Source organism: Streptomyces sp. RB17, from assembly GCF_009604455.1.
Classification (GTDB): domain Bacteria; phylum Actinomycetota; class Actinomycetes; order Streptomycetales; family Streptomycetaceae; genus Streptomyces.
In genome coordinates this window covers 845,417-867,769 of the sequence record NZ_WEGL01000002.1, presented here as the reverse complement: position 1 = coordinate 867,769, position 22,353 = coordinate 845,417, and the positions used below count along the sequence as shown (strand labels likewise).

The following is a 22,353-nucleotide window of genomic DNA, read 5'->3' as shown; positions in this document are numbered from 1 at the left end:
GGGGTGCTCAGGGGCGCCGTACGGCCAGGTGGAAGCCGGTGTTCACCGCGGTGAGCCCGCCGTCGACCACCAGGGTGGTGCCGGTGATCCAGGCGGCGTCGCGGGAGGCGAGGAAGGCGACCGCGGCGGCGATGTCCTCGGGTTCGCCGACCCGGCCGAGCGGGTAGAACGCGCGGAGCGCGGCGAGTTCGTCGTCGCGGCCGTCCCACGCCGAGGTGCGGACCGTGCCCGGCACCACGAGGTTCACCCGCACGCCCCGGGGTGCCGCGTGCCCGGCGAGGGTGCGGGTGAGCGAGCCGAGGCCGGCCTTGGCGGCGCTGTAGGCGTGGTTGCCGAAGTCCTGCAGGCCGTTGACGGAGCCGATGCCGACGATCGCGCCGCGTCCGGAGGCGGCGAGGTGGGGCAGGGCGGCGCGGCAGCAGCGGTAGGCGCCGGTGAGGGTGACGTCGAGGTCGCGCGCCCACGCGTCATCGGGGTCGTCCTCGAAGAGCGGGACGTCCGGGGTGCAGTGGGCGGCGCAGTTGACCAGCACGTCGAGCGAGCCGAACGCGGCGACGGCGTGGGCGACGGCCGCCTCGACCGAGGCGCGGTCGGCGATGTCGCACGCCAACGCCTCGGCGATGAGGTCCTGTTGGCGCAAGGAGGCGGCCGTGCGTTCGGCTTCGGGCAGGTCCTGGTCGGTGACCAGGACCCGTCCGCCCTCCTGGGCGAGTCTCCTGGCGACGGCGGCGCCGATGCCGCGGGCCGCGCCCGTGACGAGAACTCCGTGTCCTGCGAAGCGGGTGTGATCGGTCATGCGGTGACCGTACGGCCCTGCGGGTGTTCTTTCACCGGTATCCGGTGACGTCGGCCGGCTTGCCCGCGTCCTGCACCTCGACCAGGTACCGCCAGGCGTCGGGCCGGCTGCCGTCGAGGTCGGTGAATCCGTACACCTGGGCCAGCCCGCCGCTGGAGAGCGACTGCCCGTTGAGGCGCGCCACTTCGGGGTCGGCGGCCAGGGCGGCGACGGCGCGGCCGACGTAACGCGGGGTCTCGGAGATGGCGAAGTGCGGTTGGCGGGCGAGGGCGTCGCGCCAGTTGACCTCGCGGACGCCGTACGCGTCGAGCATCAGCTCCGAGCGCAGCCAGCCCGGGGTCAGGGCGACGGCGGTGGCGCCGCGCGGGCCGAGTTCGTGGCCGAGGGCGAAGGCCATGCGCAGCACGGAGGCCTTGGCGAGGTCGTAGAAGAAGTTCACGCGGTAGGTGTCGCGGTTGTAGTCGGCGGTGCCGTCGGTCATCTCCACCACCAGGCCGCCGGGGCGGCGCAGCAGGAGCGGCAGCGCGAAGTGACTGGTGATCGCGTGTGTCTCGACGGCGAGCCGGAGGAGCCGCAGCCCGTTGTCCAGGTCGTGCTCCCAGACCGGGGTGTCCCACTCGAAGAGCTTCTCGCCGCCCCAGATGTCGTTGACGAGGAGGTCGAGGCGGCCCTGTTCGTGGTCGATGCGCTCCACCAGGGCGCGTACGGCGGGCTGGTCCAGGTGGTCGACCGGTACGGCGATGCCGCGTCCGCCGGCCGCGGTGACGAGGTCGGCGGTGTCCTCGATGGTCTCGGGGCGGTCGTACTCCGAGCGGCGCTCGCGGGTGCTGCGGCCGGTGACGTAGACGGTGGCGCCGGCCGCGCCGAGTTCCACGGCGATGCCGCGTCCGGCGCCCCGGGTCGCCCCCGCGACCAGCGCCACCGTGTCCTGCAGCGGTCCTGACATGTCCGGCCTCCCGTGTGCGCGTCTGCTGTACGACTGCTGTCGCATCCACTGTCACGGGAAAGCCCGACATCTTCTGTCGGGATTGCCGAGGCGGTTTCAGTGTCCGCGCCGGATCCACTCGTCCAGGTGCGGTGCCTCGGCGCCGATGGTGGTCGTGTCGCCGTGGCCGGTGAGGACCTTCGTCTCCGGTGGGAGGGTGAGGAGCTTGTCGCGGATGGATTCGATGATCGTCGGGAAGTGCGAGTACGAGCGTCCGGTGGCGCCCGGGCCGCCCTGGAAGAGGGTGTCCCCGGTGAAGACGGTGCCGAGCGCCGGGTCGTACAGGCAGACGGCACCGGGGGCGTGGCCCGGGGTGTGGATCACGGTCAGGTCGGCGCCGGCCGCCTCGATGACCTGGCCGTCGAGGAGGTGCCGGTCGGGGTCGCGGTGCGGGTGGGTCGTCTTCCACAGCGGGAGGTCGTCGGGGTGCAGCCAGATGGTGGCTCCGGTCAGGTCGGCGAGTGCCGGTGCGGCGTTGATGTGGTCGTTGTGGGCGTGTGTGCACACGATGGCGGTCAGGCGCCGGTCGTCGACGGCGCGGGCAATGGCCTCGGCGTCGTGGGCGGCGTCGATCACGATCACCTCCCGCTCGTCGCCGACGATCCACACGTTGTTCTCGACGTCCCAGGTGCCGCCGTCGAGGGTGAACTGCCCAGAGGTGACGAGGCGTTCGATGCGTACGGTCATCAGAACACCACCACCGAACGCAGCACGTCGCCGCTGTGCATCCGCTCGAACGCCTTCTCCACCTCGTCCAGTCGTACGGTCTCGGTGACGAACGCGTCGAGCGGCAGCCGGCCCTGGAGGTGCAGGTCGATCAGCATCGGGAAGTCACGGGAGGGCAGGCAGTCGCCGTACCAGGACGACTTCAGGGCGCCGCCGCGGCCGAAGACGTCCAGCAGGGGCAGTTCCAGCTTCATCTCGGGGGTGGGCACGCCGACGAGGACGACGGTGCCGGCGAGGTCGCGGGCGTAGAAGGCCTGCCAGTACGTCTCCGGGCGGCCGACGGCCTCGATGACCACGTCGGCGCCGAAGCCGCCGGTCAGCTCACGGATCGCCGCCACCGGGTCGGTCTCCTTGGAGTTGACGGTGTGGGTGGCGCCCAGGGTGCGGGCCCTGTCGAGCTTGCGGTCGTCGATGTCCACGGCGATGATCCTCGCCGCGCCGGCGAGGTTCGCCCCGGCGATGGCCGCGTCGCCGACCCCGCCGCATCCGATGACCGCGACGGAGTCACCGCGCCCGACGCCGCCCGTGTTGATGGCGGCACCGATCCCGGCCATGACCCCGCAGCCCAGCAGACCGGCGACCGCCGGGGAGACGGCCGGGTCGACCTTGGTGCACTGGCCGGCCGCGACGAGCGTCTTCTCGGCGAAGGCGCCGATGCCCAGCGCCGGCGAGAGCTCCGTGCCGTCCGTGAGGGTCATCTTCTGCTTGGCGTTGTGCGTGTCGAAGCAGTACCAGGGCCGGCCGCGCAGACAGGCCCGGCACTGCCCGCACACGGCACGCCAGTTGAGGACGACGAAGTCTCCGGGCGACACATCGCTCACGCCCTCGCCGACCGACTCCACGACGCCGGCGGCCTCATGGCCGAGGAGGAAGGGGAAGTCGTCGGAGATGCCGCCCTGCTTGTAGTGCAGGTCGGTATGGCAGACGCCGCAGGCCTGGACGCGCACCACGGCTTCGCCGGGCCCCGGGTCCGGCACCACGATCGTCTCGACCCGTACGGGCTCGTCCTTCCCCGGTGCGATCACGCCGCGCACTTCCTGCGCCATGGTCTGGCCCCTTCCTCGAATGCCTTCGCCGCCGACCCTACGCGCGACCGATCGGTAGCGGGGCGGACGCCTCGCCGGGCGCGCCCGGGGGAGAACAGCACGCCCTTCTTAAGAAACGACCCACTTTCCGGTAAGAATTTGACCGAATAACGTCATTCCATGATGGCAATCTTTTTGCAGGGTGCATGAGTTCGCCTGGTATGTGTATCCGTCCGGGCGTGCCTCAATGAGGGGCATGCCCATCGAAACCCGCTCCGGACGTATCGCTTTCCTTTTCTCGGCCGGCGCCGCGCCGCGTCCCGGAACAGGACGTGAACTGCGGGACGCATTCCCGGTTTTCGCCGACGCGCTGGACGACATCTGCGGGCGCCTCGATCCGTATCTCGAACTCCCGCTGAAATCCGTGATGTTCGCGGACGACGGCACGCGTACGGCCGCGCTGCTGGAGCGGGAGTCGTTCGCCGGGCCCGCGGTCTTCGCGCTCCACGTGGCGCAGTACCGGTTGCTGCGCAGCTGGGGCGTCCTGCCGGACGTGGTGTTCGGGCAGGCTTCCGGGCGGATGGCCGCCGCGTATGCCGCGGGCGTCTTCTGCCTGGCGGACGCCTGCCACGCGGTCGGCACCCTGGCCCGCCTGCTGGGCGGCCCGGCGGACCCGGAGCCGCACTCCGCGCGCCCGGACCGTGTCCTCGATGCCTACGGCCGCACCCTCGCCACGCTCCACCCGTGTGCGCCGCGCATCCCCCTGGTGTCCGACGTCACCGCCGGTCCGGTGGGCGAGGAGACCGCCGAGCCGGAGTTCTGGGTGCGGCGCGCACCGCTGCGCTTGGCGGAGGCGGTGGGCCGGCTGTACCGCGACGGGGTCCGCACCTGGCTGGAACTGGGCCCGGGTGACCCGCTCACCCGCCTGCTCCCGGAGTGTCTCCCGGACGGCCTCCGGGGCGGTACGGCCGCGGCTTTCGCGCTGTCCCGCGACTGGGCGGTGCTGCGGTCGGGGCCGGGCGCCGGCTCCGGGGCCGTACGGCGGTGAGAGCCACTCCTTGCGGGCGTACCGCGCTGAGGGCGTCGACGGCCGGGGCGGAGCCCGCCGGCTGCGCTTGCCGTGTCCGCCGGGCCGGGGGAATCTCGAAGGGTGGGGGCCCGTGCGGTCCGCGCCCCGCCGGGCCGCGGGCGCCCGAAGGAGGTCACCCATGGGCACCGCGACAGGTTCCGCCTTCGACATCGAGACACTGCGCCGGGGTATAGAAGGGAACACCGGGAACACCCTTCTGTCGCTCTACGCCGACGACGCGGAGATCCGGATCGTCGACCGCAACCACCAGCCCAGCCACCCCACCGTCCTGCGCGGGCGGGGTCAGATCGCCGAGTTGCTGGACGACGTCTACAGCCGCGACATGACACACAAGCTGGACCGGTGTGTCGTGCAGGGCGATCACGCCGCGTTCACGGAGTCCTGCCAGTACGGGGACGGCACCCGCGTCCTCGCCGAGTCGATGGTCACGTTGCGGGACGGCAAGATAGCCGACCAGTTGATCATCCAGGCCTGGGACGAGTAGGCACACCCCGGCATGACAGGCGCCGGAAGGAGATTCGCGAGGGTCCGGGTCACCTCCCGGCTGACCTGGACCTTCTCGGCCCGGGCGAGCCTCGGGCGACTGCCCCGGGCTCGCCCGCGCCGGCCGGGACCAGCGTCCGCAGCAGGTCCGCCGGTGTGCGCCGTTCTGCTGCGGTCGGCCCTGAGAGCAGCCCGCCTCCGCCCACGTCCTCCGCTGCCGCGTGCGCTGCGGCCGCGACGTGGCCGGCCTCGCTGAGCCGGACCGGCACGCGCCGTGCGGTGACCGGTGCCGGGTCAGGCCGTACCCGGGCCGTGACCGGCGCTGCGGTGGAGTGCCGCCGGGGGCGGTTAGTGGCGGATGCCGCGCGGCAACCCGGCGCACCGGGTCTGCAGGGGCAGTTCGCGGGGGGTCAGCGCATCCAGACGTTAATCGCGCTGCCGTTCTTCGGCGTCATCAGCGAAGTCATCCCGGTGTTCTCCCGCAAGCCGATGTTCGGCTACATGGGTCTGATCGCCGCGACCATCTCCATCGCCGGTCTGTCCGTGACCGTGTGGGCCCACCACATGTACGTCACCGGTGGTGTGCTGCTGCCGTTCTTCTCCTTCATGACGTTCCTGATCGCCGTACCGACCGGCGTGAAGTTCTTCAACTGGATCGGCACGATGTGGAAGGGCTCGCTGTCCTTCGAGACACCGATGCTCTGGGCGATGGGATTCCTCGTGACGTTCGTCTTCGGTGGTCTGACCGGTGTCATGCTCGCCTCGCCGCCGATCGATTTCGCCACCTCCGACACGTATTTCGTGGTGGCCCACTTCCACTACGTGGTCTTCGGTACGGTCGTCTTCGCCATGTTCTCCGGCTTCCACTTCTGGTGGCCGAAGATGACCGGCAAGATGCTGGACGAACGCCTCGGCAAGATCACCTTCTGGACGCTGTTCGTCGGCTTCCGCGGCACCTTCCTGGTCCAGCACTGGCTGGGCACGAACGGGATGCAGCGCCGGATTCCCGACTATCTCGCCGTCGAGGGGCTCACCACGCTCAACACGGTCTCGACGATCTTCTCTTTCCTGCTCGGCTCCTCCATGCTCCCGTTCTTCTACAACGTCTGGAAGACGGCCAAGTACGGCGAGCGGGTGGAGAGCGACGACCCGTGGGGCAACGGCCGTTCGCTGGAGTGGGCGACCTCCTGCCCGCCGCCGCGGCACAACTTCCGCACCCTGCCGCGGATCCGCAGCGAATCCCCGGCGTTCGACCTGCAACACCCCGAAACACCCGGTCGGCAGAGGCAGTTGAGCGCACGATGACGGCGCAGGAGGAGCAGGCCCTCGTCCGGGCGATCGAGGGCCATCTCCTGCTCGCCGCCGCACGGCAGGAGGGCCGTACGGCGGCCGCGCGCACCGCGTCCCGGCTGGGCTGGCTCTCCGATGTCCAACGGGAGGCATTGGAGCGGGAGTTCCAGGAGGAGTACCTGACGCTGTCCCGCCGGTCGTGGGGGCGCACCGCCGACCGCGCCGAGGAACTGCGGCAGGCGTACGAGACGCGCTACCGGGCGTTGCGGCAGCGGCTGCTGGCCTGTCTGCTGCTGGGGTGTTCGGTGCTCGCGGCGGCGGGCCTGCTGGTGGTGTCCGCCGCGTAGGGCAGGGCGCCGGATCAGGTCCGGGACCACTTCTGGTTGTCGCCGCCGTTGCGGCTCCACAGCACCAGCGATGCGCCGTTGCCGGTACCGGCTATCGGGTGGACCGTGATGCCGCCCAGGGCCGGACCGCCGGTGAAGGTGAGGGAGTTGACTGCACCCTCGGTGAGGTGTGCCTGGACCGAGACCGTGCCCTGGGCGGAGCCGGTGGGCGGAAGGAGACTGTCGTCGGGGTCTTCCCGTCCACCCGGAGGGTCGCGGTGACGGGCGTGGCGGCCGTGTTGGTGTAGGCGCTGCTCGCCGCCTCGGTGTTGACGAAGTCGAAGCCCCATTTGGAGAACTGAAGCATGTCCTGGTCGTAGTGGCCCTCGCTGCCGGTGTCCGGGGCGGCCGATCGGACAGCAGGAGCCGCAGCCGCGCCGCGAAGCTGCTCCAGGACGCCCAGCCCATCGGCGCGGTAGGCACCGGGATCTGGCGGGCCGTCGCCGCCTCAGCCGGCCGCGGTGAGGGCCGGGACGAGCACGCGTACGGCGGCGGTGCGGCACCGGCGTACGCGTGCTGCGGCGAACGGACGGGGTGGGAGGTACATCGGCACCTCCACGTCCTGTGCCATCGCACCTTGAGCCTGTGTCACGGACGTTTGCCCGGGCCCGCTCGGCGGCGGAGCCGGCCCGTGACTAGCGCAGATGCCGGGCGAAGAACCCGGCCGCGTCCTCCCCTGCGAACTGCGGGACGCCCGTGTGCCCGCCCATATTGGCGTGCAGCGTCTTCTCCTTGGAGCCGAAGGCGTCGAACAGGTCCAGGGCCGCCTGCCGGTCGTTCCCTTCGTCGTCCCACTGCAGCAGGACATGCAGCGGAATGGTGACCCGGCGTGCCTCCTCGAACATGGCGGCGGGCACGAAGCTACCGGCGAAGAAGCCGGCGGCCACGATGCGCGGCTCGACCACCGCCAACCGGATGCCGATGGAGATCACTCCTCCCGAGAACCCGACCGGGCCCCCGATCTCGGGCAGCGAGAGAAGGCCGTCCAGGGCGGCCTGCCATTCCGGGACCGACTTTTCGACGAGCGGGAGGATGAGGGCGTTGATGATCTCGTCGCCGACCGGCTCGCCGGCCTCCCTGGCCCGGCGCAGGTCGGCGCGCGCCTGCTCGACGGCGGCCCAACGCGGCCGGTCACCGCTCCCGGGGAGTTCGATGGTGGCCGCGGCGAAGCCCTCCGCCGCGGAGTGCCGGGCCCGGGTCACCAGCCGGGGGTACATCTTGTGCAGTCCGAGCGGGGGGTGGCCGAGCAGGATCAGCGGGACCGGTGCGGATGCTGATGCGGACGCGGGCGTCCACAGGATGCCGGGGATCTCGCCGAGGGTGAATTCGCGTTCGAGGACGCCGTCGTCGAGGTGCTGTTCAGAGCTGAATCGCACGGTCGTGCCTTTCGGGAGTTCGCTTGAACGGCGCTCCCGGACGACGACCTATCGCCCGACCGTGACCCCGGAGGGGAGCACCCATGTCGATACTGTGTTCACGGGTACCACCTCCTCGTTCTCTCGCACGGCCTCCGGAAGGCTAGCAGACCAGCGGGATCAATCCGACATGGGCCGGTGAACCGAACGAGTCTCGGGCCGACGGTAGAGCCGCCCGAGGGGACGTCAACGGCTGCGACAGGTGTGAACCCGCCGTCGGAGTCGGAGCGTTGGGCCCCTCCGAGGCACGGACCGGCCATACTGACCGTCGTGCGCGTTGCGATCATGACGGCGGGGTCCCGGGGTGATGTGGCCCCCTACACCGGGCTGGGACACCGGCTCGCCCGGGCCGGGCACGAGGTCACCCTGGTCACCCACGCCCGCTTCGAACCACTGGTGGCGGGCTCCGGCGTACGGTTCCACGCGCTGCCGGTCGATCCCCGGGCGGAGCTGGAGTCCCCGCGCGGCCGGGGCCTGCACCGCAGTGCCGGCGGTGCCGGGAAGCTGCTGCGGGTGGTGGACCTGGCGCGACGGCTGGTCGGGCGGATGACCGAGGATCTGCTCACCGCGGCCCGGGACGCCGAGGTCCTGCTGCTGTCCGCCTCACTGGCTCCCCTCGGGCACACGATCGCCGAGGGACTGCGGGTGCCGAGCATGGGCGTCTATCTGCAACCTCTCGCCGCAACGGGCGAGTTCGCGCCTCCCGTGCTCGGCGGCGGGCACTGGGGCGCTGCGGCCAACCGGCTCGCCGGACACGGTGTGGGCCTCGCCGTGGAGCACGTGTTCGCGGCCACCGTTCCCGGCGTGCGCGCCCGGCTCGGACTGTCCCCGATGCGCACCGGCACGGCGCGGCGGTCCCGCGAGCGGCGGCACTGGCCGGTGCACCACGGCTTCAGCCCGCTGGTGGTGCCCAGGCCCGGGGACTGGCGGACCGGCCTCACGGTGAGCGGCTACTGGTGGCCGTACGACGCGGAGGTGGAACTCCCGGACCCGGTAAGGGAGTTCCTCGACGCGGGGCCGGCGCCGGTCTTCGTCGGACTGGGCAGCGCGACCGTGCCGGACGCGGCCCGGCTCAGCGCCCAGGTGGTCGCGGCGCTGCGGCGAGCCGGGCTGCGCGGCGTGATCCAGCGCGGCTGGGGCGGGCTCGCGGCCGCCGGCGACGACATGCTGACCGTCGACGACGTGCCGCACGCGCTGCTCTTCCCGCGGATGGCCGCGGTGGTTCATCACGCGGGCGCGGGGACCACCGGGGCGGGGCTGCGCGCCGGGGTGCCGGCCGTGCCGGTGCCGGTCCAGTTCGACGCGGGGTTCTGGTCCGCCCGGCTGGTCGCGCTGGGGGTCGCCCCGGACGTCGTACCGCTGCGCCGGCTCACCGTGGACGCGCTGGCCTCGGCCCTGGTGCGGGCCACCCGGGAGCCGGAGTACAGGGAGCGGGCGCGCCGCCTGGGCGCCCGGATCCGCGACGAGGACGGCGCCGCCCCGGTAATCGAGGCACTGGAGCGACTCGGCGGCTGACGAGCCGGCCGGAGCCGGCTCTCACGGGTCAGCCGTAGGTGAGGACCATCCGGAAGCGGGCCTTGCCGGCGAGCATCTTCTGGTAAGCCGTGTCCGCGTCGTCCAGCGGCACGGTCTCGGTCATCGGGCGGATCCCGTGCAGGGCGCTGAAGGCCATGGTGTCCTCGACGTCCTGCGAGGTGCCGGACGGGTGACCACGGACGACCCGGGCGGCCATGAGCAGCTGCGCCGGACTGATGCCCATCGGCGCGGTGTCCGCCCCGATGGCCACCAGCTCGCCGCGGGGCGCCAGCCCGTCCACGGTGGCCGTGATGGCGTCGGAGCTCCCGGCGGTGGCCAGGACGGCCTGGGCGCCGCCGAGGGACTGCAGCGCCTCGGCGACCGGGGTGCCGGAGGTGCTGTCGACGTAGTGGTGGGCCCCCAGCTGCTTGGCGAAGTCGGCCTTCTCGGCGCCCCGGGCGATCGCCACGGTCTCGAAGCCCATCGCGACGGCGTACTGCACCCCGAGGTGCCCCAGACCGCCGAGGCCGAGCACGGCGACCAGGTCTCCCGGCCGGGCCGAGCTGCGCCGCAGCCCGTTGAACGTCGTCACGCCCGCGCAGGCCATGGGGCCCGCATCGGCCGCCGACAGGCCTTCCGGGATCCGGGCGAGGGCGTCGGCCGGCGCGACCACCTGCGCGCCGAAGCCCCCGTCGTACGCCCACCCCGGGACCTTCAGGTTCGGACACACGATGAAGTCGCCCCGCCGGCACGGGGTGCAGTGCCCGCAGCTGCCGCCGAACCAGCCGACCGCCACCCGGTCACCGACCTTCCAGCCCCGTTCCCGCACGTCCTGGCCGAGTTCCTCGATGTGTCCGGCGATCTCGTGCCCGGGCACCTCGGGGAACGTCACGCCCGGTAGTGCGCCGCTCACGAAGAGGGCGTCACTGTGGCAGACCCCGCACGCCTCCACGGCGATCCTCACCTGGCCGGGCCCGGGCTGCGGCATCTCTCGTTCGACCAGCTCGAACCTGCCGTTCGGGGCGGTCACCTGCGCGACTCGATACGTACTCATGCGCTTCTCCGGAGAACGGGTACGACGGTCCCCCGATCCAGCACACCAGTTCCGGCCCCATCGCGCGCGTCGAGCCCCGGGGCCCATGAGGACCCCGCCCGGCGTGCGCGGCATCGGCCCACGGTCCGGACGTCGGCTCCGGGGTCCGGCCACCGGCTCCGGGGTGCGGTCCGCCTACCCGAGGCCGGGGCCGCCCGGGCCGCACCAAGACGCGCACCACCCGACCGAGCCCCGAGCCGCCGGACTGAGGCGCGGGCCGCACCGAGGCACGGACCACCCGACCAAGACCAAGACCGCGGACAGAAGGCCCGGGCCGCACCAAGACGCGCACCACCGACCGAACCCGGGCCACCGAAAAGAAGCCCACGCCAGCCCGAGGCACGGACCACCCGACCGAGACCAAGACCGCGGACAGAAGGCCCGGGCCGCACCAAGACGCGCACCACCCGACCGAGCCCGGGCCACCGAACCGAAGCCCACGCCGGCCCGAGGCACGGACCACCCAACCAAGACCAAGGTCACCGGACCGAGGCCCGGATCGGGACCGAGGCACGGACCACCCGACCGAGACCAAGACCGCGGACAGAGGACCCGGGCCGCACCAAGACGCGCACCACCCGACCGAGCCCGGGCCATTGAACCGAAGCCCAGGCCAGCCGAGGCAAAGGCCGCGCGACCGAGCCCGGGCCGCACCACGGCGCGCGCCATGAGCCCGGGGTACCCAAGCGAGACCCAGCCGCCAGTCGGGCCGGTGGCCGCTGTCACACGCCATGGGCCCGCCAGTTCTCCGGTCTGAGCATGCCGAGCAGCAGCCGCACCAGCTCGTCCACCACCTCGTCCAGCGAGGCGTCCACCCAGCCGGTGCTCCAGTCGTGCAGCAGGCCGTTGACGCTGCCGATGAAGGCGGTCGCGGCGAGGCGGTAGTCGCGGGGCGCCGCCTCCCCGCGTGCCACGGCCGCGTCCGCCTCGGCGCGGATGAGGTCGATCCAGCGGGCCCGGCGGGCCAGTCGCTGCTCCTCCAGGCGGGGGCTGACGCCGACGATCTCCACGAAGGTGATGCGGATGCGGCGCGGGTCGGAGGTGACGTCGCGGGCGTAGGCCCGGAAGAGCACGCCGGCCCGCTCCGCCAGTGGCAGTCCCTCCGCCGTGGCGAGGGCGTCCAGCACCGCCTGTTCGGCCCAGCCGTTGACCTTCAGGTGCAGCGCGGCGAGGGCGTCCTCCAGGGTGCGGAACTCCTCGTAGAACTGGCGGGTCGACAGGCCGGCGGCCTGGCTCAGGGCGGCGACCGTGGTGCCCCGGTAGCCGGGCGCGCCACCGAACAGCTCCAGGGCCGCGTCCAGGAACCGCCGGCGCCGCTCGGCCTGCCGTTCCTCGGCGGATCTGCCGCCGTAGCGGCCCGTCGGCGCCTTGATCCTGCCCGCCACGTGTTCCCCCTCCGTCCGCCACCGGTCACCCAATCTTGTCGTGCACACATCTTGTCGAGCAGCCCGCCTCTTCCTTACTTTTCAGTAAGTTCACTGTGAATGCGCCCGTGTTCAGATTCCCCGCACATTCCCCCGAGGAAAGAGAGCAGTCATGCCTGCCTCCAGAACCAGGCACCTGTGCTCCGTGGCCGCCGCCCTCGCCCTGACCGTCGCCGGCCCGGCGACCGCCTCCGCCGCAATCGCCGCCTCCGCCGCGAGCGGCACCTCCGACGGTCTGCGTGAGGTGCTGTTCGTCGGCAACAACTGGGACGGCACCGCCGACGTCATCAAGTCCTCCGGCGACTTCGCGAAGATCGGCCGGATCAACGTCGTACCCGACAAGGCGGAGCGGCTGACCGAGATCAACGCCGACCCGATCAAGTGGATCTACTACACGTCCATCCGCAACCAGGTCGGCGAGGGACACGACCAGTACGTGGACGACATGTACTCCACGCCCGACGGAAAGTCCGTGGTCGTCTCCCGGCCCAGCTTCGCCGACGTCGTCTCCATCGACCTGGCCACCGACAGGATCAACTGGCGTTTCCCGGTGGCCGGTTACCGCGCCGATCACATGGCGGTCTCGCCCGACGGCACCAAGGTCGCCGTCTCGGCGTCGACCGCGAACAAGGTGCAGGTGCTGGACATCGACACCGGTGCGGAACTGGGTGAGTTCGGTACCGGTGACAAGCCGCACGAGAACTTCTTCACCAACGGCGGCAAGTACATCTGGAACATGTCCATCGGCGAGGTGACCACCTCCCTCGACGACCCGGGCTGGGACTGGACCAAGGGCGACCGGCACCTCACGATCGTCGACGCGACCACGTTCAAGCAGGTCAGAACCATCGACATGCGGGACCGGCTGGACGCGGCCGGCCTGAAGGACTTCTCCGACGCCGTCCGGCCCGCCGCGTTCACCCCCGACTGGTCCAAGCTGTACTTCCAGGTGTCGTTCTTCAACGGCTTCCTGGAGTACGACGTGGCGGCGGACAAGATCACCCGGGTGAAGACACTGCCGGAGAACCCGGCGACCAACCCCGACCGCACCACCTGGCTGCTGGACTCGCGCCACCACGGCATCTCGATGAACCCCGAGGGCACCAAGCTGTGCGTCGCCGGGACGATGGACAACTACGCCACCGTGGTCGACCGGGCCTCCTTCGACGTCGGCCCGCTCGTCACCGCGTCGACACCGTACTGGGCGACCGTGAGCGGCGACGGCAAGGACTGCGTCATCTCCGAGGCCGGCGCCGACCAGGTCACCGCCATCGACTTCGCCACCGGCCAGAAGGTGCTGTCGGTGCCGGTCGGCGACCATCCGCAGCGCGTCCGGCTGGGGCACGTCCAGGCCGACTGGACCGGTCCGAGCGGGAGTTGAGCGCCGTACGGCCTCCGGGGGTGACCCCACTCCTCCCCGGGGGCCGTACGGCTCCCGCCGGCAGGTCTCAGAAGTGCGCCGACGCCCACGCGGCCAGCTCGGACCGGGCCGCGGCCAGCAGGTCCGCGGAGGGCGCGGTGGCTCCGTCGGTCACGAGCGCGTAGTGCAGCGCACCGGAGTCCGTGTCGGTGAGCAGCAGCCGGCGGCTGCCGGTGCCGCCGGGCTCTGGGGCGACGGCGACCGGGGTCGCGGCGCCGGTGTAGGCGGGCGGAGCGTAGACCGTGCCCAGGTCGGAGACGACGGTGGTGGACGCGGCGGGGAAGGTCGCCGGCAGATGCAGTTCGGTGGGTGCGGTGCCGTCGCCGGAGCGCCACACCAGCAGCCCGTACCGGCCGGAGCCCACGAGTCGGGAGACGTTCGGCAGGGAACTCGGCACCGGGTTCCAGGTGAGGGTGGTGGAGCCGTCGCGGGAGCGGTCCTCGTAGGTGAAGGCGAGGGCCGTACCGGCCGTGGCGCTCGGGTAGAGGCGGTCCAGCAGGCGGGCGTCCTGACGCAGGGTCACGGTGCCGGAGTCGTCCAGGCGGACGGCGGAGAGATCCTCGTCGTTCCAGGCGTCGCCGGAGGTGCGCACCTTGTCGGGGTTGCCGTTCATCAGCTCGTGGTGCCGGCCGTTGTAGAGGTCCCACTGCCACTGGGTGCCGGAGAGCACCGGACCGGAGGCCGCCGGGTTCGTCCACCAACTCGCGCCCGGCAGGCGGGAGTCGAGGGCCTGGTACATGGCCTTCAGGACGGTCGGCGCCTTGTCGGAGACCGTGCCGGACAGCGGGTGGCCGAACTCGCTGACCACAGCCGCGGTGCCGGCGGATGCGGCGCGGTCGCGCACGGCGGCGAAGTCGGAGGCGTACTGTCCGTCGGCGGCCTTGCCCCACATGAGGATGCCGGAGATGGCCTTCTGGTCGTAGAAGTGGGTGTTGAAGACGTAACCGGGGCTGAGCGTGCCCGCGTCCAGGAGGCCGCCCTCCTGTTTCTGGGTGGAGATGTTGGCGTTCCAGAAGAGATTGGGCTCGACGAAGGCGGGCTTGTCCCGCCAGCCGGCGGCGTCCATGCGGGCGCGGAACCTCTCGTAGAACGGCCACAGCAGGTCCCGCTCCCAGGTGCGGGAGGTCTGCCCGGAGTCGTAACTGCCGGCGTAGGGCTCGTTGTACGGGTCGAATCCGGCGATGCCCGCGAACTCGGCCGCGTTCAGGTGCTGTTGGAGGTAGGCCATGGTCGTCTGCGCGGTGGCGAGAAAGGCGTCCTGGAGGCCGTGGGCGTTGTGCCAGAAGTCGTACTGGGCCTTCTGCACGGCCGCGTTCTGGGTGATGTTCTGGCCCCAGAAGAGGCAGATGCCGCAGGACTCGGCCGGGTAACCCCCGGCGTCCACCGCCCACTTGGGGGCGCCGTCACCCGTGTACCAGCTGCCGGTGTTGAACAGGTAGCGGGAGTACAGGTCCTGGTGGAAATCGGGGAAGACGCGGATGCCCGCGTCCAGGAAGGCGCGCATCTGCTCGGTGACGGCGGCCAGATAGCCGGTGTCCACCGCTCCGCGCACGGGTTCGGCGTGCGCCCAGGAGAGCAGCAAGCGCACCGTGTTCGCGCCGCCGAGGGCGCGCAGCGCGGTCGCGGACTTCCTCGCGTCGGCGACCGAGGCGAAGGGCAGGCCGCCGTTCTCCTCCAGCTTGGTCTCACCGGAGACGTTGTAGCCGCGCAGGACGATCTCGCGCCCCTGGCCGTCGGTGAAGCGGCCGCCCTGCACGGTGAGCGGGGCGCCGTCGAACCAGAGGGAGTCGGCGGGGAGGGCGGGAGCGGCGGCGGTGGCGGGCGGGAGGCCCGCCACCGCCAGGAATCCACTGAGGACGACCAGTACGACCAGCAGACGCACCCGGATATTCGGCATGTCCACCACAGTCCGACGATGTCCGGACAGCGTCAACACCTTCTGACTCACCAGTAAGTTGCCCAGTAGTCAGCTTCCGCGTTCAGTCCCTCACCCGACGGGTCACGTTGAGCAGGTACTCCTTCCGGTTCAGCGGGTTGTGGTCGGTGCGCGGCCGCTCCGGGACCGTGCCGCGAGTGACCGGCGCGTAGTGGTCGAAGGCCGTCTCCAGCTCTCCCTCGCCCCGGGTGAGCCCGGGCAGCCGCTGCTCCAGCTCGTGCACCCGGGCGACCGGCACCGTGCCCTGAAGCACACAGAGCGCGCCGTGCGCGCCGGTGGTCTCGGGTACGGCGCCCAGGCGGGCGAGCACCGGGAGCAGCGCGCCGAGCGTGTCCGCCGGGGCCTCGAGCAGGAAACGGTGCATGGGCTCGTGCACCCGGGTGCCCGCCCGGCGCAGCGCCGCGGTGAGGACCAGCGGGGTCAGGCCCCGGAAGTCGTACCCGGTGCTCGACATGCTCTTGTCGAAGCCCTGGTGGGCGTGACTCTGCCGGGGTGAGTAACCGGAGTGGGTCATGGTGACCGTGCAGTCCGGGATCCGCCAGCCGTGCAGTCCCTGGCCGAGGGTTTCCCGGACGGTGTCCTCGACGGCCTTGAAGAAGGCGTACGGCATCGAGCCCAGCTCCACCTCCAGCCGGAACCGCACGCCCGATCCGGGCGGTGCGGGCTCGACCCGCAGGCCGACGGTGGCGAGGAACGGGTTGGCGTCCTTCTTGTTGAACTCCACGGCGTGCCCGGCGCCGACGGGCCGTTCGATGCACAGGGTCGTCGTCTCGCGGAAGCCGACGTCCAAGCCGTACTCCTCGGCGAGGGTGGCCTGGATCACCTCCTTCTGCACCTCGCCGTAGAGGGACACGGAGGTCTCTCCGCGCAGTTCGTCGTGCCGGACCCCGATGAGCGGGTCCTGTTCGGCGAGTTGGGTGAGCGCGAGGTGCAGCGAGCGCCGGTCGGCGCCGGGACCGGGCACGACGACCGTCTCCAGGGTGGGCGGCGCGAAGTGGTGCGTGTACGCCCTCCCGGGTCGCCCGAGCGCGTCACCGATCCGGACGCCACCGAGCCCCCACACCTTCACGATCCGCCCGGCCCCGGCGCTGTCCTGCCGGACGTCGGTGCCGTGCTCGAACACGCTGAGCGCTGTGACACGTGCCTCGGCCCGACGCCGTACACCTCGGCCTGCCGCCGGTCCGCCGAGGCCGAGCCCTTCCGAGCGGTCGCCCGCGCCCCGGCCCTCCGTGCGCCGGGCGCCACGGGGCACCGACGGAGCGTCGCCGCCCAGCCCCTCCGAGCGATCGCCCAGCGCCAGGCCGTTCCCGCGGCCACCGAGCACCGGGGCCGCCCCACGACCATCGGAGACACCCTCCTCCGAACGACCGTCGGCACTACCGCCCTCCGAACCGCCACCGGCGCTCCCGCCCTCCGAACGGCCACCGGCACTTCGGCCCTCCGAACCGCCACCGACGCTCCCGCCCTCCGAACGGCCACCGGCGCTTCGGCCCTGCAGCCGGCCGTCGGCGCTACGACCCTCCACCCGACCACCGGCACTTCGGCCCTCCGAACGGCCACCGGCACTCCCGCCCTGCAGCCGGCCGTCGGCACCCCGACCCTTCACCCGACCATCAGCACCCCGACCCTCCACCCGAGCGTCAGCACCCCAGCCCTCCACCCGACCATCAGCACCCCAGCCCTCCACCCGACCATCAGCACCCCAGCCCTCCACCCGACCACCAGCACCCCAGCCCTCCACCCGACCACCAGCACCCCAGCCCTCCACCCGAGCGTCAGCGCCCCGGCCCTCCGCCCAGCCGTCGGCCGCGGCGGCGCCCCCCTCTCCCCCGCCACCGAACGGCACCCGGTCGCGGACGTGCAGGGTGCCGGTGAAGATGCGGGCGTAGGCCGCCTTCTCGCCCGCCGGGCCGCGTTCGACCTTGAAGACCGTGGCCGACAGGGGACCTGCCGGATCGCCGTCGGCGGCGGGCAGCAGGTGCTCGATGCCGAGAGTCAGCTCGGGCACGCCCGCTCCGGTGATGGCAGAGCCGAAGTACACCGGATGGACCAGTGCGCGCCGGGTCTGGGCGGCGAGGGCGGTGCGCAGGCGGGCGTCGGACACCCCGCCGTCGAGGTAGGCGGCCAGCAGGTCGTCGTCGTGGTCGGCGAGCGCGTCCAGTGCGGCCGGTCCGAGGCCGGGGACGAAACGCGCGGTGGGCGTGCCGAGTGCCGCCGTCGCCCCCATCGGGACGAGCGGTACGGAGAGCCTGCGGGCCATCCGGTCGAGCACGGCGGAGCCGTCCGCGCCCCGCCGGTCGATCTTGTTCACGAAGATCAGCGTGGGGATCCGCAGCCGGCGCAGGGTACGCATCAGCACCCTCGTCTGTGCCTGGACGCCCTCGACGGCCGAGACGACCAGCACGGCGCCGTCGAGCACGCCCAGCACCCGCTCGACCTCGGCGATGAAGTCCGGGTGACCGGGGGTGTCGATGAGGTTGACGGTGACGCCGTCGAGCGGGAACGAGACGACGGCGGACTTGATGGTGATGCCGCGCTGCCGCTCCAGCGCGAGGGTGTCGGTGGCGGTGCTGCCGGCGTCGACACTGCCGACCTCGTCGATCACTCCGGCGGTGTGCAGCAGCCGTTCGGTCAGGCTGGTCTTACCGGCGTCGACATGCGCGAGAATTCCGAGATTGAGCAGATGCACTGAGCGTGATGTCCTTCGGCACGAGGCGGATTCCTTCCTGGGTGGACATGCACGCAGCGCGCATCGCTGGTCCTCTCTGTGTGACGACGGGTACCGCGCAGTGCAGCAGACACCGGCACCCGACAGCAATGGATTAACGCTCAACAAATGCCCGTCACAGCACTCGCCGTGACCAGAGCGCGGTCGTAGGGTGACCTACATCACGTCCCGCTAAAAATCCCTGGCTGAAAACCCTCTCCCGCTCGGTCTGGAGGGCCCATGACCCACATCTCGGTGAACGTGGACGGCACGACGTACGAGGACGACGTGGAGCCCCGTCTCCTCCTGGCCCACTACCTGCGCGACCGCCTCGGCCTCACCGGCACCCCGATCGGCTGCGACACCTCCAACTGCGGCGCCTGCACGGTCGACCTGGACGGAACCAGCGCGAAGAGCTGCTCGGTGCTCGCCGTCCAGGCGGACGGCTGCGCGGTGACCACGATCCAGGGCCTCGCCGAGGACGGCGAGTGGACGGCGCTGCAGCGCGCCTTCCACGAGCAGCACGGGCTGCAGTGCGGCTACTGCACCCCGGGCATGATCATGGCCGCCCGCGATCTGCTGCGCGAGAACCCGCACCCCGGCCCGGACGAGGTCCGCCACGCCCTGGAGGGCAACCTCTGCCGCTGCACCGGTTACCAGAACATCGTCCGGGCGGTGCTCGCCGCGTCCGGGCAGGAGGCTCCCGCGGCCGCCGAGGAGGTCACGGCATGACCGACCAGGCCGTCGAACGCGAGGTCGGGCGCCGCCGGCTGCGCAAGGAGGACGCCCGGCTGATCACCGGCCAGACCAACTGGACCGACAACATCCAGGTGGCCGGACTGCTGCACCTGGCGATCCTGCGCAGCCCCATGGCCCACGCCCGCGTCACCCGCGTCGACGTCTCCCCCGCCCTCGAACGCCCCGGTGTCGTCGCGGCGTTCAGTGGCGCCGACCTCGCCGAAGGGCTGGGTTCGCTGCCCTGCGCCTGGCCGGTGACCGAGGACATCGTGCTGCCCGACCACCCGCCGGTCGCCGTCGACGAGGTCCGCTACGCGGGCGACCCGGTGGCGGTCGTGGTGGCCCGCGACCGGTACGCGGCCGCCGACGCCCTGGAGGCGATCGAGGTCGACTACGACCCGCTGCCCCCGGTCCTCGACCTGGAGGCCGCGCTGGCGGAGGGCGCCCCGCTCGTCCACACCGACAAGGGCACCAACCGCTGCTACACCTGGCCGCTGGCCACCGGCGAGAGCTTCGCCGCGGTGCGGGACCGCGCCGAGGTGACGCTGAAGCGCCGCTACCACCAGCAGCGGCTGATCCCCAACGCGATGGAGCCGCGCGCGGTGGTCGTCACCCCGCTCGCCGCCTCCGGCGAGTACACGCTCTACTCGGCGACCCAGATCCCGCACATCCTGCGGATCATGCTGTCCACGGTCACCGGGATCCCCGAGCACAAGCTCCGTGTCATCGCCCCGGACGTCGGCGGCGGTTTCGGCTCCAAGCTCCAGGTGTACGGCGAGGAGGCCCTCGCGCTGGCGGTCGCCCGGAAGCTCGGCCGGCCGGTGAAGTGGACCGAGTCCCGCTCCGAGGGCGCCCTCGCCACCCACCACGGCCGCGGCATGATCCAGGACGTGGAGATCGCCGCCACCCGCGAGGGGAGGCTGCTCGGTCTCAAGGTCGACCTGCTCGCCGACATGGGCGCCTATCTGATGCTCGTCACCCCCGGCATCCCGATCCTCGGCGCCTTCATGTACCCGGGGATCTACAAGATGGACGCCTACGACTTCACCTGTACCGGCGTCTTCACCACGCGCACGCCCACCGACGCCTACCGCGGCGCGGGACGCCCCGAGGCGACCTTCGCCATCGAGCGGATCATGGACGAGCTGGCCGCGGAACTCGGCCTGGATCCAGTGGAGTTGCGCCGGCGCAACTGGATCCGGCACGAGGAGTTCCCGTACACCACGATCGCCGGGCTGACCTACGACAGCGGCAACTACGAGGCGGCCACCGACAAGGCGCTCGCCCTGTTCGGGTACGACGACCTGCGCGCCGAGCAGCACAAGCGCAACGAGCGCGGCGACCCGGTGCGGCTCGGCATCGGCGTGTCGACGTACACCGAGATGTGCGGGCTCGCGCCGAGCCGGGTGCTGCGCGACCTCAGGTACGGCGCCGGCGGCTGGGAGGCGGCGAGCATCCGCATGCTGCCCACCGGCAAGGTCGAGGTGGTCACCGGCACCAGCCCGCACGGACAGGGCCACGAGACCTGCTGGAGCCAGATCGCGGCGGACGTGCTCGGCGTGCCCTTCGAGGACGTCGAAGTGGTGCACGGCGACACCAGGTCGGCCCCGCAGGGCATGGACACCTACGGCTCGCGGTCGCTGGCGGTCGGCGGCGAGGCCGTGCACCGGGCGGCGAAGTCGGTGGTCGAGAAGGCGCGAAAGGTCGCCGCCCATCTGCTGGAGGCGAGCGAGCAGGACCTTCAGTTCAGCGACGGCGTGTTCTCCGTCAAGGGCTCGCCGGAAGCCCGTAGGACCATCCAGGAGATCGCCTTCGAGACGTTCACCAACCACGACCTGCCCGACGGCGTCGAGCCCACGATCAACGCCGAGCACGTCGTGGACCCGGAGAACTTCTCCTACCCGCACGGCACCCACCTGTGCGCGGTCGAGGTGGACACGGAGACCGGGCGGACGCGCATCAGGTCGTACGTCTGCGTCGACGACGTCGGCCGGGTCGTCAACCCGATGATCGTCGAGGGGCAGGTGCACGGCGGGCTCGCGCAGGGCATCGCGCAGGCGCTGTACGAGGAGGCCGTGTACGACGACGACGGCAACCTCCTGTCCGGCACCATGGCCGACTACCTCGTGCCGTCGGCGGCCGATCTGCCGGACTTCGTCACCGACCGGACGGAGACACCGGCGGCCTCGAACGCCCTCGGCGTCAAGGGCGTGGGCGAGGCGGGGACGATCGCGTCGACACCCGCCGTGGTCAACGCCGTCGTGGACGCGCTGAGGCCGCTCGGCGTGCGGGACGTGCGGATGCCGTGCTCGCCGCACCGGGTGTGGCAGGCCATCGAGGAGGCGCGGTCCGGTGCGGCCGGCGGGTCCGCCGGGACCGGGCCCGCGCAGTCCGGGCAGGCAGGTCAGGCGGTGCGGGCCGGCGAGCCGGGTCAGTACGGGCAGCCGGGTGAGGAGGGTTCGGCATGATTCCCCCCGCGTTCGAGTACACCCGTCCGGACAGCGTGGACGACGCGGTACGCGCGCTCGCGGACGCGGGCGAGGAGGCGAAGGTGCTGGCCGGCGGGCAGAGCCTGGTGCCGCTGCTGCGGCTGCGGCTGGCCTTCCCGGAACTGCTCGTGGACGTCGGCCGGATCCCCGAGCTGCGTGGGGTCCGCGAGGACGGTGACACGCTCGTCATCGGCGCGCTGACCACGCACCACGAGGTGGTGCACGACCCGCTGGTGCGCCGGCACGCCGGGCTGCTGGCGCAGGCGACGGCCACGGTGGCCGACCCTGCCGTCCGGCATCGGGGCACCCTCGGTGGCTCGCTCGCCCACGCCGACCCGGCCGGGGACCTGCCCGCCGTGGCGCTGGCCCTGGACGCCGAGCTGGTCGTGGCCGGGCCCGCCGGGCACCGCACCATCGCCGCGCGCGAGTTCTTCGTGGACTATCTGGAGTCGGCGCTCGCCGCCGAGGAACTGCTGCTGGAGGTGCGGATCCCGAAGACGGACGGCTGGGGGTTCCACTACGAGAAGTTCCACCCGGTCGCCCAGTCGTGGGCCGTCGTCGGCGTCGCCGCGCTGGTACGGCGCGACGACGGGCGGATCGCCGAGGCACGCGTCGGGCTCACCAACATGGGTGCGACCCCCCTCCGGGCGAGCGCCGCGGAGGAGGCACTGGCGGGCGCCGACGGCCCGGAGGCCGTGGCCCGGGCCGCCGAGGCGGCGGCGGACGGGACCCGGCCGGCGCGGGACCTGTCCGCCTCGCCCGAGTACCGGCAGCATCTGGCGCGGGTGCTGACCCGGCGGGCGGTGCTGACCGCCGCGGGAATGGGGTGAGTGCC

Annotated in this window: 19 protein-coding genes and 1 pseudogene; 9 read left to right on the top strand and 11 right to left on the bottom strand. The window is 72.0% G+C overall.

Going from position 1 to position 22,353, the window contains the following annotated elements; translation table 11 throughout:
* Positions 1 to 7: 7 nt before the first annotated feature.
* The 4 genes from SRB17_RS10905 to SRB17_RS10890 form a co-directional block, all read right to left on the bottom strand.
* A complete protein-coding gene (locus SRB17_RS10905; protein WP_153537169.1) occupies positions 8 to 796 on the bottom strand; it encodes an SDR family NAD(P)-dependent oxidoreductase in 789 nt (262 codons plus the stop codon).
* Positions 797 to 827: 31 nt separating this feature from the next.
* A complete protein-coding gene (locus tag SRB17_RS10900) occupies positions 828 to 1,742 on the bottom strand; it encodes an SDR family oxidoreductase (RefSeq protein WP_153537167.1) in 915 nt (304 codons plus the stop codon).
* A gap of 96 nt (positions 1,743 to 1,838) precedes the next feature.
* A complete protein-coding gene (locus SRB17_RS10895) occupies positions 1,839 to 2,468 on the bottom strand; it encodes an MBL fold metallo-hydrolase (protein ID WP_153537165.1) in 630 nt (209 codons plus the stop codon).
* Entirely contained in the window at positions 2,468 to 3,553 is a 1,086-nt protein-coding gene (locus tag SRB17_RS10890) for an S-(hydroxymethyl)mycothiol dehydrogenase (RefSeq protein ID WP_153537163.1), read from the bottom strand. Before SRB17_RS10890 ends, SRB17_RS10895 begins: the two co-directional genes overlap by 1 nt.
* Positions 3,554 to 3,788: 235 nt before the next feature.
* On the opposite strand from SRB17_RS10890, the gene SRB17_RS10885 reads away from it, so the two are divergent.
* The 4 genes and pseudogenes from SRB17_RS10885 (at position 3,789) to SRB17_RS10870 (ending at position 6,742) form a co-directional block, all read left to right on the top strand.
* Positions 3,789 to 4,580 carry an acyltransferase domain-containing protein gene (locus SRB17_RS10885; protein WP_228395941.1) on the top strand — a complete coding sequence of 264 codons (792 nt, stop codon included), beginning with the start codon at positions 3,789 to 3,791 and terminating at the stop codon, positions 4,578 to 4,580.
* Between the two features lie 160 nt (positions 4,581 to 4,740).
* Positions 4,741 to 5,106 carry a nuclear transport factor 2 family protein gene (locus SRB17_RS10880; protein WP_153537159.1) on the top strand — a complete coding sequence of 122 codons (366 nt, stop codon included), beginning with the start codon at positions 4,741 to 4,743 and terminating at the stop codon, positions 5,104 to 5,106.
* A 425-nt stretch (positions 5,107 to 5,531) separates the two neighbouring features.
* Positions 5,532 to 6,410, top strand: a pseudogene (locus SRB17_RS10875) (cytochrome c oxidase subunit I); the annotation flags it as partial.
* Positions 6,407 to 6,742, top strand: coding sequence for a hypothetical protein (locus SRB17_RS10870; protein WP_153537157.1), 336 nt, complete (start codon positions 6,407 to 6,409; stop codon positions 6,740 to 6,742). The pseudogene SRB17_RS10875 and the gene SRB17_RS10870, both read left to right, overlap by 4 nt.
* 14 nt (positions 6,743 to 6,756) lie before the next feature.
* Here SRB17_RS10870 and SRB17_RS10865 read toward each other — a convergent pair whose 3' ends face one another.
* From SRB17_RS10865 to SRB17_RS10860, 3 genes are all read right to left on the bottom strand, one after another.
* Positions 6,757 to 7,071, bottom strand: a complete 315-nt coding sequence (locus tag SRB17_RS10865; protein ID WP_153537155.1) for a hypothetical protein — start codon at positions 7,069 to 7,071, stop codon at positions 6,757 to 6,759.
* Positions 7,072 to 7,229: 158 nt separating this feature from the next.
* Positions 7,230 to 7,352, bottom strand: coding sequence for a hypothetical protein (locus SRB17_RS47545; RefSeq protein WP_267133419.1), 123 nt, complete (start codon positions 7,350 to 7,352; stop codon positions 7,230 to 7,232).
* A gap of 64 nt (positions 7,353 to 7,416) precedes the next feature.
* Positions 7,417 to 8,157: an alpha/beta hydrolase gene (locus SRB17_RS10860; protein WP_323375278.1), complete on the bottom strand. Its 741-nt coding sequence runs from the start codon at positions 8,155 to 8,157 to the stop codon at positions 7,417 to 7,419.
* 324 nt (positions 8,158 to 8,481) lie between these two features.
* On the opposite strand from SRB17_RS10860, the gene SRB17_RS10855 reads away from it, so the two are divergent.
* Complete coding sequence (locus tag SRB17_RS10855) at positions 8,482 to 9,711, top strand: glycosyltransferase (RefSeq protein WP_153538222.1); 1,230 nt, start codon at positions 8,482 to 8,484, stop codon at positions 9,709 to 9,711.
* Between the two features lie 28 nt (positions 9,712 to 9,739).
* Here the strand turns inward: SRB17_RS10855 and SRB17_RS10850 are convergent, their stop codons facing one another.
* Positions 9,740 to 10,765 (bottom strand): alcohol dehydrogenase, encoded by a 1,026-nt coding sequence (locus SRB17_RS10850; RefSeq protein ID WP_153537153.1) that lies wholly within the window; start codon positions 10,763 to 10,765, stop codon positions 9,740 to 9,742.
* 761 nt (positions 10,766 to 11,526) lie between these two features.
* Complete coding sequence (locus tag SRB17_RS10845; protein WP_323375277.1) at positions 11,527 to 12,189, bottom strand: TetR/AcrR family transcriptional regulator; 663 nt, start codon at positions 12,187 to 12,189, stop codon at positions 11,527 to 11,529.
* A 151-nt stretch (positions 12,190 to 12,340) separates the two neighbouring features.
* Here SRB17_RS10845 and SRB17_RS10840 point away from each other — a divergent pair, with 151 nt between their 5' ends.
* Complete coding sequence (locus SRB17_RS10840) at positions 12,341 to 13,609, top strand: YncE family protein (protein ID WP_153537150.1); 1,269 nt, start codon at positions 12,341 to 12,343, stop codon at positions 13,607 to 13,609.
* A 67-nt stretch (positions 13,610 to 13,676) separates the two neighbouring features.
* Here the strand turns inward: SRB17_RS10840 and SRB17_RS10835 are convergent, their stop codons facing one another.
* Entirely contained in the window at positions 13,677 to 15,545 is a 1,869-nt protein-coding gene (locus SRB17_RS10835; RefSeq protein WP_153537148.1) for a cellulase family glycosylhydrolase, read from the bottom strand.
* 82 nt (positions 15,546 to 15,627) lie between these two features.
* Entirely contained in the window at positions 15,628 to 18,273 is a 2,646-nt protein-coding gene (locus SRB17_RS46090; RefSeq protein WP_323375276.1) for a GTP-binding protein, read from the bottom strand.
* A 258-nt stretch (positions 18,274 to 18,531) separates the two neighbouring features.
* On the opposite strand from SRB17_RS46090, the gene SRB17_RS10820 reads away from it, so the two are divergent.
* Genes SRB17_RS10820 through SRB17_RS10810 form a run of 3 tightly spaced genes read left to right on the top strand, consistent with a single transcriptional unit; the run spans position 18,532 to position 22,348 of the window.
* The gene (locus tag SRB17_RS10820) at positions 18,532 to 19,023 is read left to right on the top strand and encodes a (2Fe-2S)-binding protein (protein ID WP_153537146.1); all 492 of its coding nucleotides are present in this window, start codon (positions 18,532 to 18,534) and stop codon (positions 19,021 to 19,023) included.
* Positions 19,020 to 21,497: a xanthine dehydrogenase family protein molybdopterin-binding subunit gene (locus tag SRB17_RS10815; RefSeq protein WP_153537144.1), complete on the top strand. Its 2,478-nt coding sequence runs from the start codon at positions 19,020 to 19,022 to the stop codon at positions 21,495 to 21,497. Before SRB17_RS10820 ends, SRB17_RS10815 begins: the two co-directional genes overlap by 4 nt.
* Positions 21,494 to 22,348: an FAD binding domain-containing protein gene (locus SRB17_RS10810; RefSeq protein ID WP_153537142.1), complete on the top strand. Its 855-nt coding sequence runs from the start codon at positions 21,494 to 21,496 to the stop codon at positions 22,346 to 22,348. The genes SRB17_RS10815 and SRB17_RS10810 overlap by 4 nt, the downstream gene beginning before the upstream one ends.
* The last annotated feature ends 5 nt before the right edge of the window (positions 22,349 to 22,353 follow it).